Raw genomic sequence first — 23,823 nt, forward strand, 5'->3', positions numbered from 1 at the left:
TTAAACCTTCTCCGTAAGGGATAATAAATTATGATGGGTTTCCTGGGATGTTGGCGTTGTAACGGGCAAAATAAACTTAGGTTTTAAATGGTTTGGCCTGCAACCTAATTGGTGAGAAATATAAAAATCCTCTTCAACATCATATATTTCAATTTTCTCAGGCGCATTTTGATAATCTCTGTGGCAATAAATTAAATTGGACTCAACAGGTACAGCCACACCCGCTGTAACCACTCTATCATGATGCGACTTGTTGGAAGGTGAGCCATGAATAATTCTATTGTCCATTAGCAGAACTTCCCCGGCTGCATCGAGAGGTATGTCATATACTCATTTTCTATTGTTTCAACGAGGTTTGGGTATGCAAATACACTCGCATCGCGATAATCAGTATTGAAATGATGGCTGCCGGGAACAACGCCTAACCAGCCATTATTCGCATTTACACTTACTAGCGGGCACCAAATGCTTAAGCCGACATACTTGCCTTCGTTTTCGATAAAGGTGATGTCTTGGTGCAATGCTACTTTACTGTGCTCTGAGTTCGCTTTTTTTGACGCAAAGCTTCCTACTACTAGTCGATAGTTTTCCAAAATTGGTCGAATTCGACTCGAAAACACACTGCGTATCTCTCGGTGAACATACTCCCTCAAGGGCGTATTTTGGATAAGTACCGTTGCGGTAAAGGGAAACGCATGATGATCAGCAACATTGTCATAGAGTGCTTTTAACTGCAAAACATCTTCATCAGACAACAACTTTTTAATAATAAAACCTTGTTTACTGAATAAATCATTATCTGTGTTATTTTTAAATATTGTATGTGTCATCGTATAGGCCTTACAAAGCGTATTTTGGTCAAGGGTTTGAGTATTCGTTTAATGTAGTGCCAATAGATAGTAATAATTGCACGCGGCACTGCGCGAAATACGTCATTAGCAAGCCAATACTTCTCATGTGAGATCAGTACTAACTGACCTTTCCAATCAGGGATATTAATGGGTAACCGGTGTGCTTGTTTTGAGTCAATTGCGTATCGCTGAATACAACCCAAAGATAACAACACAACGATGGCGGACAACCGCCGGCAAGGGGGACATTGGTGGCAGTAGCGCAATTTATAGCGAGGCACACCCTTAGCATAAAAATTATCCATCTATACTTCCTTTTAATGGCGGTAATATTGATAACAATTGAGTAAGCACCCGAATAATCGTCGCGGTCGTTATCGTTCCGTTCAAATCAGTATAATATTTACCTTCAGGGTGATCCCAAGGCTCATAACAAGTGTTTTCAGTAACTCGTAAATTTGCGCAGCCCTGCCACACACCAGTGGCTTGTTGCCAATTTAATAAGGTACGCAGTGCTTGCGCATTGTGGCTTTTACGTTGTGAGCGAAAATAATGAATTCCGAGTGCACATGCAAGATCAAATGCGTTGTCAACAGCCATGCTTGGTTGCTCTGTTATCGGTGTGTCTAAGTGCAATAAATTTAATTGTTCTAGCACCTCAAGTGTTTGAAAGGTGCTGTAAAACGGCGTTCGCCACCAATAGCTTCGATAAAACCCTTGCGCCGTATGATTATGTTTTAAACCTTGCATAAAAGCTGGTTTGAAGGAAAGTTGCTCTTTTTCAGGCAGTATCAGGTAACCAACTGGGGTAACATCCCAATGAGCGTCTCCCCATGCATTTGCCTCTTTGTATGTTGCTAAGCCCAGCTCATGGTCCCAATGGTCAACTATAAAATCATGATCTTGCTTATCGATTGGCAGTTTCAGTTCACGCAGTAACGCCATTGCCATTGCGCTGGAATCTGCATCGGCACCTGTTGTATGGTTATATCCCCAGCCTGCGTGATATGCGCGCTTTTTTATCAGCCACTGCGCAGCATTTATCGCCGCTTTTAGCGCTTTGGAATGATTTAGCTGATTGCCCGCTCGAGCTAATGCCAGACCAACATAACCCGTGATCCACTCAGTTGATTCTCCTACAGGTAGTTTATAATCTGACCACAGTCCATTTTGCTGTTGCAGCCCTATGAGGTAATCAATAGCATCATCAATTGCTGCTCGCGTTTCGTCCTGGCTAGGTAATTTATAATTTTTAGAATTATTCAAATAGATATTGAGGCGGTTTTTGCCTTTGCTATCGAGGCCAAAACCAATAAACGCAACATTACACCCTTGCTGATTTAAAACCTTTTTTAAATCTAACGGCTTTAAGCCAAATGTTTGCGTTAATCGCGTACTGACTTGTTGCCATTCGGCATTTGTGTATTTTAGACAGTGACCACATAAGTCCAATTTAATATCTGCTACTTCACCGTTTGATAGATTAATACCAAGTCCTAGAAGCAAGCCATCTGCATCGACACCATGTGTCCCCATAGCAATAGTAAGGTATTGTAAAATAGATGGATGTGTGTATAAATCAAGACCTAAATCTGAAAGTGAAACCTGTGGTTTCAAACGAAAATATATCTTTGCTCGCGTATTTTCAGATGTCGTACCTTCTAAACCAACACTCGCAACATTGGCACACTGTTTAATATTGGACAATAATATTTGTACGTTTGCAGACTCTGGCAGTAAAGCTTCGAGCCATTTTTCAACACGTTGCCATGCGAGTTCTTGGCCCAAGGGAGCGGTTTCAAGATAAAAAGCAACACCTGCTTTATCTGGACTTAACGCTAGCCAAACAAACCCTTTTTTGTAATTATCACGTACTCGTTTATCATTAGGAATTATTTGGGTCAGTGTTGTTTCGACTAAAGGTAGTAGCTTCTGTGCACCTCCTTTTATGACGCCACGTTTTAAGGCTTCTACTGATTGAAAGTAACGATCCTCAGTGTCATAAATATCTGAGCAAGGGTCTCCAATAACCCTTAATACGACTTCTTTTTCTGATGATGATAGACATAACTGTAATGGAGCACCATCGTTATTTAACGCTGATGCTCCAATAAGGTGTCCATCCAAATTTTGAGGAGTGGATAAAACATCACGACATAGCTCCCGCGCTAATCTCGCATTACAAGATAAGCTTTCAGCCACTGCGGTTAGTGCCTCGACTTTTAGTTTTAGACGTTTAGAGCTGTTAGGTATGGAAACCATGTCGTATTCTCCTTATACTGGACGTTGACCTTGTCTAACGTTAATCGTACTCAATTGGCCGCCTGAATCACCCGGTGCACCTGATTGACCGACATTACCGGCGTTACCACCCGTGCCGTTTGAACCACCTGGACTACCACCTTTACCTGCACTACCGCCTGCGCCACCTACACCACCGCTCCCCCCATTACCTGGTTGGCTTTTGACTTGTACAGGAACGAATTCACTGTTTTGACTTTTTTCACCGTAGGTGATGTCAACATTACTGCCGTTGCCTCCATCACCGCCTTTACCGCCGTTACCGCCACTACCGCCACTACCGCCGCTACCGCCTGAATAGCCACCTCTTGAATAAGCCCCGCTACTAGAACCATTACCACCAGCACCACCAGCTCCACCGCCGCCGCCATTGCCGCCTACTCCACCATCACCACCATTACCGCCCGCACCTGCTACAAATACTGTGCCAGTCAATTGAGCAACGTAGATTTTTGCTGGTAACACATTATCACCATCAGCACCTTGCGATGCCAACCCACCGCTACCACCGTCGGTACCATTTGAACCATTAGAACCATCGTCACAACCGCTGGCCCAATTACAACTGGCATTTTGACCTGTCGCCCCTTCTTGACCAGTTTGGCCTGTTAAACCATTAGTACCGCTTTTTCCGTTATCTGCAAAAACAGTAATGTCAGGTGTAGATTGTCCATTAGCTAATGCTTCTGAGATTAAATTGTTATGTGCTTCAATATCCATTGAATTTCTCTCAATATTGTTTGGTTGATTTCAAATAATTTGACGCGTGTGAACGCATGAATACCCAGTTACTGCTTTACCAGGTGTTCAATTATGACCTGTGCAGCCGTTTGGATTGCGAGTTGACCACCCTGTTCTATAGTGACTGTACCAAAGTTGCGATCATTATCTGTAACAGGATAAATATCACCAGCCTTTACTGTGATATCTTTTTGTTCAGTATTCGTATCGTTTGTCATCGTACTTTCCTTTCTACTTTGTGTTTATGTTTGGCTTTAAAGTTAAGCCTCCTAAAGGTGTCGACCTATGACTTAATCGACACCAATTCGAATACATATTTTCCAATCGAAAGCTGTAAACTAGTGATGTTGGCAGTGCTCGATTGACTCTTGAATGCCATCCCAAATAGCACTTGTCGGAACAAGCATCGGCTTTTTTATTATGGTGTATTGAATCGACTCTTTGTCTGGCATGTAATTGAAGCCGAGTACCACTTTCCCAACAACCGAGTCTGTTGTAGCTGTGCCTTGAAGTGCATCAGCGGGTTCATAAACAGTACTGTGCTCTTGTTCGCTCGTACGTTTAACACAAGACCATACTGCTTGGGTGACGCCGCCAAATGTCCGTTTTTTAGTCATTTCAATCTCCTTGTTTATATGAATTTTTATGTGTAAATACGCGAACAAGTGAAAAATCAGGGCCACTTGTTTTGTTAAAAACAACAATAGCATAGAATTTTATTGCAAGTTATTACACGTTATTACAGCGTTTTTGGAAGAGATCGCGACGTTTCATACCCATATAAATATGTGGAAATGTTCTAAGTGTTTGAAGGATAATGTGGTTCGCATCCAAACCACCTTAATATGCGAGCGTCGTTTAAATTAAAGTAAGCGTATAGCTAACGGCACCTAGCTTTGCTTTATGTTCCAAGGTAGCAGTGGCGCTAGATTATCTGGCTGCTCCGCAATATGTTGTAAGCAAGTAGTAATATAGTCATGCACCACAAGGTCATTTGCCTTTGCGGTTTCAACAAGACTGTAGAGTATGGCGCTGGCATGTGCACCATTGCAGGTATTTGAGAATAGCCAGTTTTTTCGCCCTATCACGAACGGTTTTATGGCTCGCTCTGCGCGGTTATTATCAATACTGAGCCTGCCATCATCGAGGTAACGCCTGAATTTCTCAAACTGATTTATCGCATAGCTAATTGCTTTACCTAGCGCAATTTTGGGAGGGATTTTATCTTTGTGCTTGAGTAGCCATTGATACAATTCATCAACGATTGGTTTCGCTTTTTGTTGCCTAACATTGAATTTTTCATCGTGCGTTTTATCTTTGATGCTTTGTTCAATACCGTAAAGTTTGCCTATCAGGTTGAGTGCAACATCTGCTTTACCTGTTTTTTATTGTTCCCTTTCGCTTCGATGAATTTACGACGGATATGGGCTAGACATGCGACGAGTGTTGCTTTTTTTGCTCGTATGCCTTGTTGCCGTCAACGTGCATATAGCCTTGGTAACCATCAAGAAAATCAACCACACAGTGTCCTGCGCGACTGTTATGATAATCAAACAGGACAATATTCGTGCCTTTACCCGGCTTATCATCGCCACAACAATACAACCACATATAGCTGGTCGCTTTCTCTGCGTTAATAACGTTGAGCGGAGTTTCATCACCATGAATAACTGCTTGAGATAACAACGCCTCTTTTAAGCGTTGATACAAGGGGGACAGCAGGTCTGCGCAGCGTAGCATCCAACTCGACATGGTTTGCCTACTCAACTCAATACCGATATCGGCAAACAATGTTTCTTGACGATAAAGCGGTAAGCCAAACTAGTATTTACACATGATTATTTGGCTCAGCAAGCTGGGCGTTGCGATGCTTTTTGGGACCGCTGTTGTGGGCATAAGGGCGGTTTTTACCACACTTTCAATGGCTTCACGCTCACAGTGGCGGCACGTATATTTAGGACGAATGGTTTTGATAACTTTGATATGCGCTGGCACAAACTCGAGCGCTTCACTGCTGCTTTCACCCATTTTATGTAGTGGGCTGTGACAGCAATCACACATTTTGCCACCCTCTTCAAGGTCAACAATCACCTCAATTCGCGGTAACTGCGCCGGCAGTGGACGGCGTTTCGGTTTGGCTTTTTCTTTCTTTACTGAGGCCGGTGTCGCCAATAGCGCTTTATCATGTTCATCAAGAATATCTTCTGCTTCATTGAATACTTCGCCTGCCCCCGGCATCTTTTCAGATTTCTTGGCGTACTCTTTGGTAAGCTTAGCATTATAAGCTTGAAGCAATTCGTGAATTTGCGCATTTTTTTCAGCAACGACTTGTTGCAACTCAAGCACCATGCGCTTGAGTTGTTCTGGGTCGTCAGGAAGTGAGTGTACATCAATTTTCATGTTCGCAATTTAACAGAATTTGACGCTGTTTTCTTGCTTGACGCAAAGATAAAACAGACGGTGTGGCAACGAGCATTTACTGTCAATATGATCGATTGAGATCATCGATTGATACTGCAATTCTTCATGACCAAGCACATCATATCCCGACAACAACCAATCCAATTGTTGAGGACTGAGTTCAAATTCCTGCAAGCTGATTTTGTTTGGCCATTTGAACTTTTGTTTTTCTAAGCGCTTGTACCACAAAGCAAACCCCGTTTTATCCCAGTAAACCAGCTTGAGTTTATCTTTCGCTTTATTGCAGAACAAAAATAATGCGCCAGTGTAAGCGTCACGTTCAAGCTCGCTTTCAACGAGTGCGACCAGACCATCAATGGACTTTCGAAAATCCACGGCGTCACGATGCAAGTAAATACGCGCGGGTTCAACAAACATTTTCATAAGGCAAGCTCACGTAATAATTGACTCAAATAAGCGACAGGCATTGTGGGTGGTAAGCTAATTTTTACGTTGCCGATAGCAAGCGTGATTGACTGTTGCTGTTCGATAACGTCAACGTGTTGAGTCACTTTAGCGCGAACAAAACTACCGGATTCAGTATTAAGCTTACTTCGTGCCGCATAAAAGCTTGTTTTTGATAAAGCATTTTGCTGGCAATAGTCAGTGATAGTTAAATTACTGACTTGTTGTTCTTCGATAATACTGCGCCACTGTTCAAGGCTACGTGTTTTTCTCATGACTATCTCCTCATTGAAATTCGGAAATAGCTTAATCATTTTGACGAGTTACTGGCAGGTGCACTTTGCTAGACGTTTACAAATTAAAAGCAATTTAGGCATGTAGATAATGGTTATTCTCTTGTTAAAGTCAGTCTTTTATGAAAGTAACGCAGCATAAATCATTTAAACCAGCCCTTTTGGCTGGCTTTACACAGGTATTTACTCTTCGCGTTGTTATTATTAAAAGGGACTACCATTGTTACAAAGTAACAACTTAATATTAAATCCCTCTAAAACGCTGAATTCTGCACCTTGACGTGGTTTGGGTACTGAGGGATCCCCACGAATATTTATTCATGTAACCCCTCAATATTGACTGTTAAATTTGAGAGTTCGGACAATACATAAATGTACTCTTCTAATGGTATGAAATACCTATCGTCATCAATGATTTCACGCGCAATCGTTATTATTGATAATACCATTCGCGCTTTTTGTGTATTCGCTTGCAATGAATAGTGGAGCTTTTTCATGACTGCGGCACACCTATACACCATAATAAATATAAAATAAGCGCCGCTATAAGCAGTAAATTATCAAATCGGTTAACACTTCGGGAGTTAGCGCACTCCAAGCCTATCCCTAATTTATTATTTTTTGTATCTCTAAAATTTTCTTCTATTTGCATACGTTGGCTATAAAGGTTCACTGCTGTTTTTGCACTCTTCATAAACTTTCAAGCAAGTTAAACACCAGTAACCACGGCTCTTTCGCATCTTTTTGATGAACTTTATCTGTTGTTCTTTGTGACGTCCCGCCTCGTTTTTTCTTCGCTTGTCGGCCTTTTGGCGTTCGCTTATAAATTGCTGCATTGCACGGGAACTTTGCCGTTTTACCATAGTAAATTGAGCCAAGGTTATCAGCCTTACCAATACGCGCATCGGCAAACCATTGATAACTGATTTTCCATTCTTGCTTATCTTGGGAGAGAGATACTCACCCTCTTACTCTCCCTATCCAATACCAATTTTTTCTTCAACTATTTTAAACCATGGGGCATGATAGATAGCATCTGACACAATGATTGGCATGCATCCTTCAGGTAATATTTGTTCGAGCGTGTCTAAAAATGCTTGATGTGCTTTATTGGTATTCAGTTCGCTCTCAGGATGAATTTTTTCATAGAGCGTTAAGCTTCTCCCATTCATTGGAATACTGGCGCGCAATACTTGAAACATCCCTTGTCCATTAATAGGTAACCAATCGACTAATATGATGGGGGACTTTTTATTTCCAATTAACTGCGCTGACATATAGCCATAGAAGAAAAGGCGCTCGCTGTGTAAGAGCGTGTTACCGATTAAGCGGTCAGCGCGTTTAATATCATTTTTATTTGTTGTTTTTGATAGGCTTTTCAAGCCTCTACCTAAATATGTTACAGACACACGTTGATCATACATGCCAGAGTCAATGAAGGTAAATAACGTGTTTAATCGAGTAGAGTGAATTTCAGGGTAGGCAGCAGCGATATCATTCTGTATTATATTTGTGATCTTCATGGCTATTGTTTTAAGTTGTTTTTAGCGAAGTAATTTGATCACAATTAGTCATGAAGGTCGATCCCCTTTACTCATCTTTTTTTAATTCATTTCGTGGGGATTCGTCAGGATTTAAACTACTTCCACCCTTGTAGCCACTTTTGGTTATCTTTTAAATCTCGCCAACTAATTGGATATTGATTTTTTGACATAACAGCCTCGGTAATACATTCAATTACATTGCCATCTTCATCAAATTCCACCTCAACAATAATGAAGTGTTTTTCTTTATTTATAGCAGGTGTTGCGGTCCATTTACTATTCAATAATTTTTTAGGGTTTAGTTTATTCATTGAGTATAACGACTCCTACTCATCTATTTATGCAGCTTATCTAAGGCAACTATACGACCCCAACACCTACTTAGTTCAGATTACTCTGCAACTAGCTTTCCCTTATACATTTGCATTTGGCAATGAAAGTCATATTCACCGGCTTCAAGCGCAGGTAGTTTAACTGTATTGCCATCACCCATTGCCAGCGTTTTACTTATATCAAGCTGTGGAAATACAACGGTTTCGGCGCACGGCGCGCTGTCTTTTCTATCAAAGGTAAGTACAACTTCTTTGTTAGCTGCCACTTTAATGTGTCCTGGCTTATAAACACCGTTATCAACGACTATCGTTACTTTGTTGTCATCACTTTGTGTTTGCTCTGGTTTGTATAGCCAAAACCAATAAATAATTGCAGCTATTAACAGTGCACCACCTATATTAATCATCAACATAATGTACTCCTTAGCTTAAATTACGATTTATTTGGTTTGAAAAAACGTAAGCGATTAGCGTTACTTACCACTGTAAGCGATGAAAGTGCCATAGCTGCGCCGGCAACAACAGGGTTAAGTAGTATGCCAAAAAATGGATACAACACACCGGCTGCAATCGGAATACCCGCCACGTTATAAATAAAGGCACCAAATAGGTTTTGTTTAATATTTGAAATAGTTGCATTACTCACTGCAATTGCATCAGCAAGGCCATGTAACGAACCACGCATTAAGGTAATGTCTGCACTTTCTATTGCAACATCGGTACCTGTGCCAATTGCAAACCCTACATCAGCTTGTGCAAGTGCGGGGGCATCGTTAATACCGTCACCTGTCATACCCACTATTTCACCGTTTGCTTGGCGTTTTGTTACTTCGTTTACTTTGTCATCGGGCATTACTTCTGCAATAAAGTCATCAATACCAACTTGTTTAGCAACGGCTCGTGCAGTGGCTTTGTTGTCACCTGTTAGCATAACTAGGTGGATACCTTTATCTTGCAGGCGTTTAATAGCTTCAACTGAATCCTCTTTAATTGGATCGGCTACTGCAATAATAGCGTGGAGCTTATTATTACTTGCAAAATACATGGGCGTTTTAGCATCACTGGCAAGTGTTTGAGCTTGCTCGATTGCATCATCAACGGCCACGTTGTATTTATCCATTAGCGCTTTATTGCCAAACAACAATGTTTGCCCGTCAACACTGCCAGTGACACCTTTACCTGTAATTGCATTAAAGTCGGCTACTTTACTTAAAGCTAAGCCCTGCTTTTTAGCGTGTGCCGTAATTGCTTGGGCTAGTGGATGCTCTGAGCTACTTTCAAGGCTTGCAACAAGTTGCATTACTGTATTTTCATCACTGTTATTAAAGGTAACTACATCGGTAACTTGCGGTGTGCCTTGAGTAATAGTGCCTGTTTTATCTAAAATCATGGTGGTGATTTTAGATGTTGTTTGCAGCGACTCACCATTTCGAATTAATATTCCTGACTCTGCAGCTTTACCAATACCCACCATAACCGACATAGGGGTTGCGAGTCCTAGCGCACAAGGACAAGCAATAATAAGTACAGTGGTAACTGCAACAACGGCATAAGCAATTGATGGCTCAGGTCCAAAGTTTAACCATACAAGGCCTGCAAGCACCGCAATAATCATGACTGTTGGTACAAATATTCCTGATATAACATCAGCTAAGCGCCCTATTGATGGCTTTGAGTTTTGTGCACGCTTTACCATATTGATAATATTGGCAAGTGTGGTTTCGCTACCAATGTGCGTGGCTTTAAATAATAAAGTGCCACTTTTATTAATACTTCCGGCAACGACTTTATCGCCCGTTTTTTTGCTTACAGCCATTGGCTCACCAGTAAGCATTGACTCATCAACCGTACTGCTGCCTTCAATAACATCGCCATCCACAGGGATTTTTTCACCCGGGCGTACGCGTACTTCATCATTTTTTACAACATCACTAATGTCGATGTCTTGCTCTTGACCATCGCGAATAACGCGTGCAGTTTTTGGTTGCAGGCCAATTAAGCGTTTAATTGCTTGTGAGGTGCGCCCACGTGCTTTTACTTCAAAAGCGAGCCCTAAACTAATTAAACCGATGATCATCGATGATGCTTCAAAATATACGTGCCTTGCGACTTGTGGTAATAAGTTTGGTGCTATTACTACGAACATTGAATACAACCACGCAGTACCTGTACCAAGCGCTATTAATGTATCCATATTGGCAGCATGGTTTTTAAATGCCTGCCAAGCACCGTTGTAAAATTGCTTACCTGATATAGCCATAACCACAAGCGTGACTATACCCACTAAAAACCAGGCTATTCGTTGTGTGTCGGTGGTCACACTCATATCAAAAATAAGCCCGTATATCATTAACGGTGCACCGACCCCTAACGCTAATATCATATTACGCATTAGCTTTTTGTAATGTGCCTCGTCCGACTTTGCTTTTTCATCAAGTGCATCTTGATCAGACTCGTTACTCATTGGCTTAGCTGAATAACCAATGTTTTCGACTGCTTTAATAAGCGTGCTTTCGCGGGCTTTACCTTCTACACGTACTGTACGCTGTGCAAAGTTCATTTCTACATTTTGCGCACCTTGCACGCTATTAAGGGCTTTTTCAATTTTAGCCACACAACTGCCGCAATTAGCGCCTTCAATAATAAAGTTTTGCGCGGTGTCTTTTGTATTAGTCGTCATTACGCTGCTCCTTATTTGCAGAATCGTTTATTGGATCAACAAAAGATTCTATTAAACTACACACGTCACTGGCATTTGCACCATCGGCTGATGTATCCCATTGCGCCAGAGCTGCATGCATTCTATTTCGTAATTTTAATGTTTCTTGAAATAGTGCTTCGGTTTCTTCTAGGCGTTTAGTAATGAGTTTACGCGTTAACGGACAAGGACAATTCCCCTGCTCATACTCGCCTATAATGTGTTGAATATCTTTGAGAGAAAAACCAAGTTGACGAGAGCTAATAATAAACTTTAAACGCTGCTGGTCTTGCTTTGTATATTCTTGATAACCATTTTCTTCACTGCGTATTGGATGAAGTAACCCAATTCGTGTGTAATGACGAACAGTATCTGCAGTCACGCCCATTAACTTGGCGAGTTGTTTAACATACATAATTTAACTCCGTCGTGTTTCAATAGCTTCATAATAAACCTAGGTGCAACACATAGGTCAATGGCTATTTTAAAACTAACAAAATAATACTAATTGGCTTAATTAAGTGCTCTATTTAAGACAATAAATCGAGTGGATAACAAGGCAAAGGTTTCGTTATTTAGTTGTTATTATTAATTGCCCCTGCATTCATGCAGTCGTATATAAAAAATGTTTTATGCAGTTAGCGCCGTACTTAATCCCTCAAATTGATTATGTATTGTTGCTCATTGGCATAATGACACAAACATAATTAACTTAAGCTGATATTGGCCGTGTATTATTTGAAGGGGATGTAATTTAGCAGAGAAGCGCCTAAGTAAGGCGCGTATTAATCTAAGAGCGTGTTGATCATTGGTGATTTAATTTATGCAGACTGTTTGGTCTTTAGGCAAGGCAGAGCCTATGTTGTGTGGTTATCCCCCATAAACAGGCGATAACGCAGCATAAATACCAAACATGCGCTGCCCTAGTTTGATTCGCTACGGCTTTGCTCTAATTCGTCGCTTAGTTGCTGCGCCAAAGTTTGTATTTTAGGCATAGCATCTTTCATTAAGCTTTGTGACATTTGCATAGACTCTTGCATTACAACAGGCATTTTTTCGAGTATTTTTTGCCCTGTATCTGTTTTATAAAATGCTAACATATCGGCAATCTCTTGCTCACTAAAATGCTTGTCGTATACATTGACCATCATTGGCTGCATTTTAGCCCAGCTCATTTCGGTTTTTAATACCGTCGTCATGTCGCCGTAGTACTTATCAAAAATAGCTTGCTCAGAAGGCTTAACACCCATTTGGTCTGACATGCCTTTCATCATACCTTCAACCTGGCCGTACATAGAATCAACCATTGAATCTAAATTCATTACACTAATGAGCTCATCTATTTTTTGCTGCTTAGTATTTTGTTCAGCATATAAACTACTAGAAAAAATTAGCAATGATAAAAGTAGTACCTTACCCATAATAATATCCTTTCATATAAATAATGAATTTATAGTCACATGAATAGTTTGTATTGTAAAGGGTACAAGCAATCATTAAAAAGGCCGAATAAAATGAATTTATTCGGCCTTTTATAAATTACTTTTTGCGTTAGTCGTCTTCTACATTATCTAGGCCTTTAGTGCCTTCTTTGGCTTTTAGCTTATGATGAATAGCTGACTTTATTAGCATGTAACCACTAATCGGTGCTGTAATTAGTAAAAATATAGTAATGAGTATTTCTTTAACACTTAGGCCATGCTCTGAACTTGCAAAATAAACCATAGCCGCAATTAACATACTCGCCATGCCTAACGTGGTTGCTTTAGTTGGTCCATGCAAACGCATAAAAAAGTCAGGTAGTTTAATTAAACCTATTGAGCCAATTAAAATAAACGTACCACCAAATAACAATAATATTGATACAACCCATTCGCTGATCATGTTTTCACCTTATTCAATTATATCGCCACGTAGTAAATACTTACACACTGCAACCGTACTTATAAAACCTAGCATGGCAATAAGCAGTGCAGCTTCAAAATAAAGCCCTGTATCCATACTAATGCTGTATAAAATAATCAGTGCGATGACGTTAATGTACATAGTATCGAGCGCTAAAACACGGTCAGGCACTGACGGACCGATGATCAATCGCCATAAGTTAAGCAATAATGATAAGCCAATCATCGAAAAAACAATGAGTAATACAGTATCTAACATTGAAATATCTCCTTTAGTGGAGCTTCGTAGCGTTGTTTTATTTGTTTGATAAGTGCTTCTTCATCTTTAAGGTCAAGCACATGTATTAATAAGTAGCGTTGCGTTGGCTCTTCACCTTCAGGTAACGACTCAGCAATTGGATAAACCTCTGCACTCACAGTACCAGGTGTAAGCGATACACAACTAGCCAATATAGTAATTGGCATGTCGTGTGTTAAATCTATAGGAACTTTTATAAAGGCCGGACGCAATTTTTTTGATGGTCCAAGTATAAGTAAAGCCACTTGTAAATTTGCAACAACAATATCGTACAGCACTATAAGTAACTGTTTAAGCGCCAAGCCTGGCTTTAAAATCAGTGGCTGAGGGTCTCGAAACGAAAAACTTAATATAGGGATAAGTATCGCAAAAATAGTCGCTAATACTAAGTGCCCTACCGATACGCTATTGTTTAACAATAACCAAACCATAAACAAAAATAAGCTACGAAATGGCGTTGGTAACCAACGAAAACGGGCTTGTAATCTCATCACATGCCTCCTTTAAGTACAGCATTAATACCGCCGCTTAGATCATGTAACTGAGTAGCAGCATTTAGCATATATTCACTTATTGGTCCGCCCAAAATAACGAGCAATGGCGAACATGCAAGTAAAGCTATAATTACAGTTACCTGCAACGGGTGTGCACTTGCACAATCGGCATTTTCGCTATTTTTGCTTCTATGCTCCCAGAACAAAGTTGTGCCAGCGCGCGAAAGCGCTACTAACAACGCAAAACTTGTTACTAAATATACTGGCCAAAATAGTAAAGCTTGCTCACTGTTTAATGTCGCTTTAAGTATCCAAATTTTACCTACAAAGCCTGACAGTGGTGGCATACCAACTACCGTTAAAGACGCAATAATAAAGCACACACCTAATAAAAATGGCTGTTTTACAGAGCGACCTGCTACTAGTCTATCGCCAACTTTACCGCGCTGGATTGAAACTAAGTCTGCTAGTAAAAATAGTGCGGCACTAACAAGTGTTGAATGCACTAAATAATATAAAAGTGCAGCAGTGGCATTTACATTTTGCAATGCTATTAGCGCAACCAGCGTACCTACCGATACTAATACTAAGTTAGCCGTTAGTTTACGTAAATCTTGCGCTGCCATAACACCAATGGCACCCACTATAATGGTGGCAATTGCTAAGCCCCAAAGCCAAGGCTGCGCCATGTGTTCAAGCGCTCCGGCTTGTTCACCAAATATCACCGTATAAACACGAAGCATAGCGTAAACGCCTACTTTAGTCATAATCGCAAACAATGCAGCAACCACAGGTTTAGCACTTGCGTAAGTATTTGGAAGCCATAAATGCAGAGGTAATAGTGCGCCTTTTAAAGCAAATACTATTAATAGCAGTAAGCCGCCTGCTTTTGCTAGATATACATCATCACCTGTAAGTAGTGATACCTTTTGCGTCATGTCTGCAATATTAAGCGTACCAAGCACACCGTACAAAATACCCAAACCAATTAAAAATACGCTTGAGCCAACTAAATTCAATATTACATATTGCAATGCCGCGCGAGTATTTTGTTTATCACCTGCGTGCATTAACAATGCATAAGATGCAATCAGTAGCACTTCAAAAAATACAAATAGGTTAAATAAATCGCCAGTTAAAAACGCGCCATTTACACCTAATATCAAAAAGTGAACAAGTGGGTGATAAAAGCTGCCTTTTTCATCATCGCCAGCACTACCATATAAAATAGCGCCCAAACCTAAAAATGAAGTTAACGTAACCAATAAGGTAGACAACATATCGGCTACTAAGACTATTCCAAATGGTGCAGACCAATTACCAATAGCGTAAACGTTAATACCTGTATTATTAACATGTACAAGTAAAAGCACACTAATGGCAAAAGTAGCTATTGCCATTACAATTGAAACTAAGCGGCGAATTTTAACGCTTTTACCACATGGTGGCAGCAATAAAATAACAGCCGTCAGCATAGGTAATAAAATAGGGAGCGAAGCTAAATGTTGGATCATTTTTGCTCCTTATTATCTGCAGAGGTGTTGGGCACATAACCATCAACATGGTCGCTACCTAAATCGGCGCGTCCACGTATTGCCAAAATAACCACGAATGCGGTCATCGCAAAACCAATAACAATAGCTGTAAGCACTAAAGCTTGAGGTAGAGGATCGGCGTATTCTGTACCAGTACCAAGCACTACCGCTTTATTAATAGTAAGACGACCTGCTGAAAACAAAAATAAGTTAACAGCATATGAAATCATAGTAAGCCCAAGTACTACAGGGAACGTACGAGCTCTTAGCAGTAAAAACACACCGCAACTGACCAATACTCCAACGCAAGATGCGTACAATAATTCCATTAAATATTTACCTCTTTTTTCTGGGTATCTGCCGTCATATTACCTAAGCTTGCTAAAATCATTAACGTAGCGCCTACAACCGTTAAGTAGACACCTAGGTCAAATGCAATCGCGCTGGCAAGCTCTGTTTTACCGACAAACGGAATATCAAAGTAGTCAAACCAAGTTGTTAAAAATGGCTTATCAAAGAACCAGCTACCCACACCTGTAAACAGTGAAATACCAATGCCTGAAGCTATGATTTTACGATAATTAACATCAAAACGTTCGTTTATCCATGCCGTACCATGCGCCATATATTGTAAAATAAACGCGATTGACGTTACCAGTCCTGCAATAAAGCCACCACCAGGTAAGTTATGCCCTCGTAAGAAAATATACGCCGACACCAACAACGCAAGCGGTAATAAACTTTGTGAAATACTCGCCAATAATATTGGATGACGTTCTTTAGCCCATGGGCGGCCTTCGCTGTCACTTGCAGGCATAAATAATGGAATTCGAGAAAGTACTTTAAATATACCTAATGCGGCAATGCCTAATACGGTAATTTCTCCAAGCGTATCAAAGCCCCTAAAGTCGACCAAAATAACGTTAACTACGTTAGTACCACCGCCACCAATTTTAGCGTTAGCAATAAAGAAGTCTGAGATTGAATCTAATGGGCGTGTGAGTAACGCGTAACAAATACTTGCTATAACTACACCTAAGGTAGAGGCTATTGCTAAATCTCGAAGTACACGTAATGAACTTGATTCTTTTGGCGTATGTTGGGGCAAAAAAACAATGCCAGCATAAGTAAAATAATAGTAACCACTTCAACGGTTAGCTGCGTAAGCGCTAAATCTGGAGCAGAAAAACGTGTAAATACAACCGACACCATTAACCCCACAATTGAGAGCATTAACAACGATACCATTCGAGAGCGATGCCAAATAACGGTGGCAAGAGCACCAATAATCAATAAGCCTGCACCAATTGCATTGTGCACATCAACAGGCGTAAGTGGCATGCTACCGGCAAGTTGTTGCATTTCAAATAATGGCCAACCTGCACACAGTAATACTACCGCTAACATAATTACAAGGTAGCGCTGCAGCGATCCATTTTCTGTACTGCTTACCTTTGACTGACACCAAGCAATAACGCTTAATATTACACGTTCAAACGTTTTTTTAGCGTTTAGAGGTGGTAACGATGCTTGAAATTGAAATAGATATTTACGATTAACATAAATAAATAAGCCGCCAACAACAGCCATTGCACTCATAAGTAAAGGTAAGTTAAATCCATGCCAAATAGCTAATTCGTAATGTGGCATCTTTTGCCCTAATACAGCTAAGGATGCCGCAGATAAGATGCCATCAATTGCAAAGTGCGGAAACATCCCTACTAATAAACAAATGACAACGAGTATCTCTATTGGTACACGCATATAACGTGGTGGTTCATGAGGTATTCGTGGTAAATTAATTGGATCACCATTAAAAAACACATCGTGAATAAAGCGTGCGGAATACGCAACCGCAAATGCGCCTGCAACAGTTGCCAGTACTGGTATTAGCCACGACATAGAACCAAGTACTTGCTGATGCAGCGTTTCTGCAAAAAACATTTCTTTAGATAAGAACCCATTAAGTAATGGTACACCCGCCATTGCAGCCGCCGCGACCATCGCAAGCGTTGCAGTGTATGGTAAGTATCGCCACATACCATTTAATTTACGCATATCGCGCGTGCCTGTTTCGTGATCAATAATACCAACGGCCATAAATAACGACGCTTTAAACGTGGCATGGTTAATGATGTGGAATATTGCCGCAACAGTTGCAAGCTCAGTATCAAGCCCGAGTAACAGCGTTATTAAACCCAAATGGCTTATTGTTGAATAGGCTAACAAGCCTTTTAAGTCATGTTTGAATAATGCTATATAAGCACCAAACAACAGCGTAGCTAAACCCGTTAACCCAACGAGCAAGAACCACGTATCGGTGCCGGCTAAAGCAGGGTGAAAACGTGCTAACAAAAATATACCGGCTTTTACCATAGTTGCAGAATGTAAATACGCGCTCACTGGCGTAGGTGCAGCCATTGCATGAGGAAGCCAAAAATGAAATGGAAATTGTGCCGATTTAGTAAATGCACCCAATAGCACCAATACCAATGCTACTTCGTATAAATCGTGAGATTGAATTATTGCTTTACTCGCTAGAATAACATCTAAGTCATAACTACCAACAATATCACTCAATAACATTAAGCCAGCAAGTAATGCTAAACCGCCAGCACCAGTCACAGCAAGCGCCATGCGCGCGCCCTTGCGTGCTTCGGACTTATGCCACCAAAAGCTAATTAATAAAAATGAGCTGATGCTGGTTAATTCCCAAAACAACCACAGTTGAATGACGTTGTTAGACATAACAATACCAAGCATTGCAGTCATAAATAGCATTAAGTAACTATATAACTTGGCCATTGAATCGTTAGCGCTTAGGTAGTAACGCGTGTAGAGGATAACGAGCAAGCCTATGCCTAAAATCATAAACATAAACAATAAACTGAGGCCATCTAACCGCAGAGATAAATCGAGTCCTATTGACGGGATCCAAGCTAATGAATAACGAATGGTTTCGCCCGCTAAAACTGCAGGTGCATGGTATAGAGTAATCCCCAAAGCCGTCAAAGGCGCGAGAGCCGTTAAACTAGTGCTTAAATTGCGGGATAACTTACCTGTGCATGCAGAAATAACACTGCCAATTAAGGATAACAAGGGTATCCAGAGCAAAGTCATAATGTAGGGCCTTTTATAATCATAAGTTTATCAGGGCGTCACTCTTTTAGGATTAAGTGATGCTTTTACTGCCTGTTTTTTAACGACATTAATAGTTATAGTTATACTGAAAAACACTAATTTTGTCTATATAAAGCGGGGTTATATGAATGTTTTCAAAACAAAAACTAACAATTTTTTCAAGCTAAAAAATCAATATAGCATTGCTGACGATTGTTAATTTAATATAGCCTTATTTATAGACGTAAGCTCATCTGAGTGACGGTAGAAGTCCCCCTTAGTCATATCTAAATACTTCAACCAAAGTTCCCTGTATTGCGTTGAGAGCCCTAATTGTTGATACTGCATAATAGACCACTTTTCACTTGGTTTATAAGCAATACCTCCTTGTTGACAACTTTCACTTTTATGCCAACCTTCTGGTGCAGGTTCACCATGTGTAATATATAAATTTGGTGCTACAAACCCACTTTGTGCGCACAACCATGCTTGTTTTGATATAGGCAAAGTATACTCATCCTCAAAACGGTTAAAGTGCATAAGTTCGTGTAAAAATATACTGTAGTTTGCCTGTGAGTTAATAAGCATTTTGCCTTTACTGACATTTGCAGTGCCATGCTTTGGCATCATTACTAAAAAATCATAATTGCTAAGAAGCTCATTTTTAAGTCTAGAGGCCTGCCAATCACATTGCGCAGCATTATTGATATTACTTTTACAATTGAGCGCAGTCGCAACATACACGGGCTTTGAAAAACAAAATATATTTTCGCGTGGCTCTGGCTGCCGATTGTATGTAGTTATAAAGTCACCTAATTTATATAAACCATTTCGGTGATCGCTCATTACAATTACATTAAACATACAGTGCTTTTTAGGCTCATCAATATCCTCTAAAAAAGAAAAACCCAAATTTTGTATAAATTCACGCGGTATATTATTTTCCGCTATAGATAAATGCAACCTGAGGTGATTAAAAACATCCCCTTCTGGTAACTGCTTTATATCGGCTAACAGCTTTAAATCATCCCAACGTGATTGAGCTAATAACTGAACAGCTAACTCTTTACGCTCAATTGCATTTAATTTATTTATACCTGCCAACCAAAATTGTTTAGCCGTATCACTGTCGTTATTATTTAAAAGTCTTATTGAATAAGCATATTGTGCAGAGGGAATGTGATTTCTAGCCAATATAGCAAGGGAGGTATCTGGTAGTTGCGGTAAATGAACCGCAAAATAATTAGGAAGCGTCTATAGACTTTTAACACACTGGCCTTTGTGTTCAAAACATGCCAAAAGCCAATCGCGTCAAGGTGATTACCAGAGCCTGTTATTAAAAGGCTACACAGTAATACACCTGCCAATTTTAATGCCTTAACTTGCGTCGTCACCAGCCATTAACTCAAGTTCTAAACGTGCATATTTATACTCAATAAACTCATGTACATTAGTTGCTAGAGCTAATCTAAAATAATCAGCGGCTAAGTATTTATCACCAGCAGCCTGATGCAATTTAGCTAAGTAAAAATAAGCTTCACATAAACGCTGAGCATATTCTTGTTCCGACTTAACACCCTCACTAATGCCAGATAAAAAAGCATGCTCGCTCATATCACCTGCAAAAAGCGAAATTAGTTGAAACGCCCATTGTGAATCGTCAAGTGCTGTTGCATTCGTTTTAAGTTCAACAAGAGCTTGCTCCTTATTTACCTTAGCATCTGCTAAATAAACCCATAATACACGATAAGGGTCATTTGGAGAGCGAGCTAAAAATGCACTAAAATCGGTTTTAGCAATACCAGACCTATCACCATAATAAAGTGCAATACCTCGATTTAAATAAGCATATTCATGATCTTCATCAAGCTCAAGGGCCGAATCGAAAAATTCATAAGCTTTTTCATATTGTTGCATTAACGTATGTTGAATACCCAAAAAATTATATACTTCAGCTAAATCAGGCTTAAGTTTTACAGCGCGGTTAAAATCAATACGCGAAAGCGTAGTCATGCCTAAGCTATCAAATAACACACCACGGTCATAATATAACTTCGCTTGTTGATCAGGGCTTAAATCTGCTCTATTCAATAACTCTGAGTAGCGTGCAATAGCAATTTCACTTCTAAAGTCAGAGGCTAAAGGTGCAGTAAATGGCACATTAACAATCGGGGTTGCTTCTGATTCTGTTGTAGTTTGGCAAGCGCTTAAAGACAAAATAGCGAAAGATGCCAAAGCTAAATGTTTGAGTATCATTAAAATCCTTAATACCAAGATAGGTAGCAATATGACAGACGATGTCTCAATAGGTTCATAGCAATTGATGAACTATTATTGCTCTAGGTAAACTGCTCAGTAATTAGGTGAAATTATGTTGTGAGTTTGTCACTTTTAAATTTGAACACTATTTATGAGTAATTTAGCTCCCTTGAATAATCTTTGTTTAAATTTAATTAGCCTCATTAAAGCATAAAAAAAGGGGCTAAACAGCCCCTCTTTTATATTATCCAGTAAATATCTGGATGAAGTATTAGCAATTACGCGTCAGTTGGCGCGTCAGCTGCAGGTGCTGCTGATTCCATTGCTTCTTTAATACTTAGACGTACACGGCCTTGGCGATCTACTTCTAGTACTTTAACTTTAACTTCTTGACCTTCAGAAAGGTGATCAGCCACGTTATTAACGCGCTCAGTACTAATTTGAGAAATATGTACTAGACCATCTTTACCAGGAAGAATGTTTACAAACGCACCGAAGTCTACGATACGTACAACTTTACCTTCGTAGATAGTACCTACTTCAAGTTCAGCTGTTAATTGCTCAATACGGCTAATCGCATTAGCTGCACTTTCGCCATCAGTAGCGGCAATTTTAATTGTACCGTCGTCACCGATTTCAATCGTTGTACCAGTTTCTTCAGTAAGCTGACGAATAGTTGCGCCACCTTTACCAATAACTTCAGCGATTTTCTTCTGTGGGATTTTCATTGTGTATATGCGAGGAGCAAACATTGATAGCTCTTCAGAAGGAGCAGAAATCGCTTCATCCATCACTTCTAAGATATGCAAACGTGCAGCTTTTGCTTGTTTAAGCGCAATTTGCATGATTTCTTGAGTGATACCTTCGATTTTGATATCCATTTGAAGTGCAGTAATACCCGCAGCAGTACCGGCAACTTTAAAGTCCATGTCACCTAAGTGATCTTCATCACCTAAAATGTCAGAAAGAACAACGAATTTATCGTCTTCTTTAACTAGACCCATCGCAATACCGGCAACAGATGCTTTAATTGGTACACCCGCGTTCATAAGTGCTAGAGAAGTACCACAAACAGACGCCATTGAAGAAGAACCGTTTGATTCAGTAATTTCAGATACTACACGGATTGAGTAAGGGAACTCAGTAAGTGTAGGCATTACAGCTGAAATACCACGCTTAGCAAGGTTACCATGGCCGATTTCACGACGCTTAGGAGAACCAACAAAACCAGTTTCACCAACACAGAATGGAGGGAAGTTATAGTTAAGCATAAAGTGATTTTTATGAGTACCCGTTAAATCGTCGATTAACTGTGAATCACGTTCTGTACCAAGTGTCGCTGTTACTAATGCCTGAGTTTCGCCACGAGTAAAGATAGCAGAACCGTGAGTACGCGGTAATACGCCAGTCATTACGTCTAGTGCACGAATCATATCTGGTTCACGACCATCGATACGTTTTTCGCCAGCAGCGATACGGCCACGAACGATTTTCTTCTCAAGTGAACCGAAGATTTTGCCAATTTCTTGCTTGTCTAAAGACTCGCCTTCAGCAAGTTCAGCTGTTAATACTGCAACAACTTCATCCTTCGCTTCGCCAAGTGCTTCTTTACGCGCTACTTTATCAGTGATTAAGTAAGCTGCGCCTACTTTATCAGCAGCGATAGTTGCTACTTTATCTTCAAGTGCAACATTTTTCTCAGGTGCAGTCCAATCCCAAGTAGGCTTGCCTGCTTGCGCTTTAAATTCTTCGATTGCAGTGATGATCGCTTGAGATTGCTCATGACCGTATACAACAGCACCAAGCATTACGTCTTCAGCAAGTACATTAGCTTCTGACTCAACCATAAGTACCGCTTTATCAGTACCGGCTACCACTAAATCAAGTTGGCTTTCTTCAAGCTCTTTTAATGTAGGGTTAAGTACGTATTCGCCATTGATGTAACCAACGCGAGCTGCACCAATTGGGCCACTGAACGGGATACCAGAGATAGCAAGTGCTGCTGAAGTACCAATCATCGCAACCATATCTGGTTGGATTTCAGGGTTAACAGAAACAACAGTTGCAATAACTTGTACTTCGTTTACAAAACCGCTTGGGAAAAGTGGACGAATTGGACGGTCAATAAGACGTGCAATAAGTGTTTCGCCATCGTTAGGACGACCTTCACGCTTTAAGAAACCACCTGGGATACGACCAGCAGCGTACATACGCTCTTGGTAGTTTACCGTTAATGGGAAAAAGTCTTGACCTGGTTGTGCTTCACGCTTACCTACAACAGTTACTAAAACTGAAGTATCGCCAATGCTTACTAGTACTGCGCCGTCTGCTTGACGAGCGATTGCACCAGTTTCTAGTGTCACTGTGTGTTGACCTAGTTGAAATTCTTTAATAATTGCTTGCACTTAAAATATTCCTTAAATGTATTCTAATAAGTTGTCATCAAAGTACCAATTACAGTACATAATTGTATTCAGTTGGAAATCAATTAAGTACTACAATTGGCAATGATGTGGATAAGCGTAGATAAACCTTTTTATCTACGCGCATAGTATATACCAAAGCTACTTCAAAATGCGAGTCTAGGG

20 protein-coding genes and 4 pseudogenes are annotated in these 23,823 nt (G+C 40.3%); all 24 read right to left on the minus strand.

Translation table 11 applies throughout. The features are described 5' to 3' along the window. A complete protein-coding gene (locus tag P4S71_RS21225; protein WP_337120098.1) occupies window positions 1–288 on the minus strand; it encodes a hypothetical protein in 288 nt (95 codons plus the stop codon). After that, the gene (locus tag P4S71_RS21230; protein ID WP_337120097.1) at window positions 288–830 is read right to left on the minus strand and encodes a phytanoyl-CoA dioxygenase family protein; all 543 of its coding nucleotides are present in this window, start codon (window positions 828–830) and stop codon (window positions 288–290) included. Before P4S71_RS21230 ends, P4S71_RS21225 begins: the two co-directional genes overlap by 1 nt. 318 nt (window positions 831–1,148) lie before the next feature. Further along, window positions 1,149–3,113, minus strand: coding sequence for a hypothetical protein (locus tag P4S71_RS21235; protein ID WP_337151464.1), 1,965 nt, complete (start codon window positions 3,111–3,113; stop codon window positions 1,149–1,151). Between the two features lie 12 nt (window positions 3,114–3,125). Then, window positions 3,126–3,872 (minus strand): hypothetical protein, encoded by a 747-nt coding sequence (locus P4S71_RS21240; protein WP_007378769.1) that lies wholly within the window; start codon window positions 3,870–3,872, stop codon window positions 3,126–3,128. A gap of 68 nt (window positions 3,873–3,940) precedes the next feature. Beyond that, complete coding sequence (locus tag P4S71_RS21245; RefSeq protein ID WP_007378770.1) at window positions 3,941–4,111, minus strand: hypothetical protein; 171 nt, start codon at window positions 4,109–4,111, stop codon at window positions 3,941–3,943. A gap of 120 nt (window positions 4,112–4,231) precedes the next feature. Beyond that, window positions 4,232–4,510, minus strand: coding sequence for a hypothetical protein (locus P4S71_RS21250; protein WP_007378771.1), 279 nt, complete (start codon window positions 4,508–4,510; stop codon window positions 4,232–4,234). Window positions 4,511–4,783: 273 nt separating this feature from the next. Next, window positions 4,784–6,293, minus strand: a pseudogene (tnpC, locus tag P4S71_RS21255) (IS66 family transposase). Between the two features lie 9 nt (window positions 6,294–6,302). Further along, complete coding sequence (gene tnpB, locus P4S71_RS21260) at window positions 6,303–6,737, minus strand: IS66 family insertion sequence element accessory protein TnpB (protein ID WP_337151465.1); 435 nt, start codon at window positions 6,735–6,737, stop codon at window positions 6,303–6,305. Next, entirely contained in the window at window positions 6,734–7,033 is a 300-nt protein-coding gene (gene tnpA, locus P4S71_RS21265) for an IS66 family insertion sequence element accessory protein TnpA (protein WP_337120093.1), read from the minus strand. The genes tnpB and tnpA overlap by 4 nt, the downstream gene beginning before the upstream one ends. Before the next feature lie 332 nt (window positions 7,034–7,365). Further along, a pseudogene (locus P4S71_RS21270) lies at window positions 7,366–8,574 on the minus strand (IS4 family transposase). 116 nt (window positions 8,575–8,690) lie between these two features. After that, complete coding sequence (locus tag P4S71_RS21275; protein WP_002958506.1) at window positions 8,691–8,906, minus strand: TIGR02450 family Trp-rich protein; 216 nt, start codon at window positions 8,904–8,906, stop codon at window positions 8,691–8,693. 80 nt (window positions 8,907–8,986) lie between these two features. Further along, window positions 8,987–9,340: a cupredoxin domain-containing protein gene (locus P4S71_RS21280; RefSeq protein ID WP_024591616.1), complete on the minus strand. Its 354-nt coding sequence runs from the start codon at window positions 9,338–9,340 to the stop codon at window positions 8,987–8,989. Window positions 9,341–9,360: 20 nt separating this feature from the next. Next, window positions 9,361–11,607: a heavy metal translocating P-type ATPase gene (locus tag P4S71_RS21285; RefSeq protein ID WP_337151466.1), complete on the minus strand. Its 2,247-nt coding sequence runs from the start codon at window positions 11,605–11,607 to the stop codon at window positions 9,361–9,363. Further along, a complete protein-coding gene (locus P4S71_RS21290; protein WP_337151467.1) occupies window positions 11,597–12,040 on the minus strand; it encodes a MerR family transcriptional regulator in 444 nt (147 codons plus the stop codon). Before P4S71_RS21290 ends, P4S71_RS21285 begins: the two co-directional genes overlap by 11 nt. A 508-nt stretch (window positions 12,041–12,548) precedes the next feature. Further along, window positions 12,549–13,046: a DUF2059 domain-containing protein gene (locus P4S71_RS21295; RefSeq protein WP_024595964.1), complete on the minus strand. Its 498-nt coding sequence runs from the start codon at window positions 13,044–13,046 to the stop codon at window positions 12,549–12,551. Between the two features lie 130 nt (window positions 13,047–13,176). After that, the gene (locus P4S71_RS21300) at window positions 13,177–13,509 is read right to left on the minus strand and encodes a Na+/H+ antiporter subunit G (RefSeq protein WP_002958501.1); all 333 of its coding nucleotides are present in this window, start codon (window positions 13,507–13,509) and stop codon (window positions 13,177–13,179) included. A gap of 9 nt (window positions 13,510–13,518) precedes the next feature. Further along, window positions 13,519–13,788, minus strand: coding sequence for a K+/H+ antiporter subunit F (locus P4S71_RS21305; protein WP_007378493.1), 270 nt, complete (start codon window positions 13,786–13,788; stop codon window positions 13,519–13,521). Then, on the minus strand, window positions 13,782–14,318 hold the full coding sequence (locus P4S71_RS21310; RefSeq protein ID WP_002958499.1) for a Na+/H+ antiporter subunit E: 537 nt from the start codon (window positions 14,316–14,318) through the stop codon (window positions 13,782–13,784). The genes P4S71_RS21305 and P4S71_RS21310 overlap by 7 nt, the downstream gene beginning before the upstream one ends. Next, complete coding sequence (locus tag P4S71_RS21315; RefSeq protein WP_337151468.1) at window positions 14,318–15,835, minus strand: monovalent cation/H+ antiporter subunit D; 1,518 nt, start codon at window positions 15,833–15,835, stop codon at window positions 14,318–14,320. The genes P4S71_RS21310 and P4S71_RS21315 overlap by 1 nt, the downstream gene beginning before the upstream one ends. Next, window positions 15,832–16,185: a Na+/H+ antiporter subunit C gene (locus P4S71_RS21320; RefSeq protein ID WP_010554685.1), complete on the minus strand. Its 354-nt coding sequence runs from the start codon at window positions 16,183–16,185 to the stop codon at window positions 15,832–15,834. Before P4S71_RS21320 ends, P4S71_RS21315 begins: the two co-directional genes overlap by 4 nt. Beyond that, a pseudogene (locus P4S71_RS21325) lies at window positions 16,185–18,976 on the minus strand (monovalent cation/H+ antiporter subunit A). Before P4S71_RS21325 ends, P4S71_RS21320 begins: the two are co-directional and overlap by 1 nt. A gap of 216 nt (window positions 18,977–19,192) precedes the next feature. Next, window positions 19,193–20,343: pseudogene (locus P4S71_RS21330) on the minus strand (hypothetical protein). A gap of 10 nt (window positions 20,344–20,353) precedes the next feature. Then, window positions 20,354–21,232, minus strand: a complete 879-nt coding sequence (gene nlpI, locus P4S71_RS21335) for a lipoprotein NlpI (RefSeq protein ID WP_337151469.1) — start codon at window positions 21,230–21,232, stop codon at window positions 20,354–20,356. Between the two features lie 281 nt (window positions 21,233–21,513). Continuing rightward, window positions 21,514–23,640, minus strand: a complete 2,127-nt coding sequence (gene pnp, locus P4S71_RS21340; protein ID WP_008134625.1) for a polyribonucleotide nucleotidyltransferase — start codon at window positions 23,638–23,640, stop codon at window positions 21,514–21,516. Window positions 23,641–23,823: the final 183 nt, after the last annotated feature.

The organism is Pseudoalteromonas sp. B62, assembly GCF_037162565.1.
GTDB lineage: Bacteria > Pseudomonadota > Gammaproteobacteria > Enterobacterales > Alteromonadaceae > Pseudoalteromonas > Pseudoalteromonas fuliginea.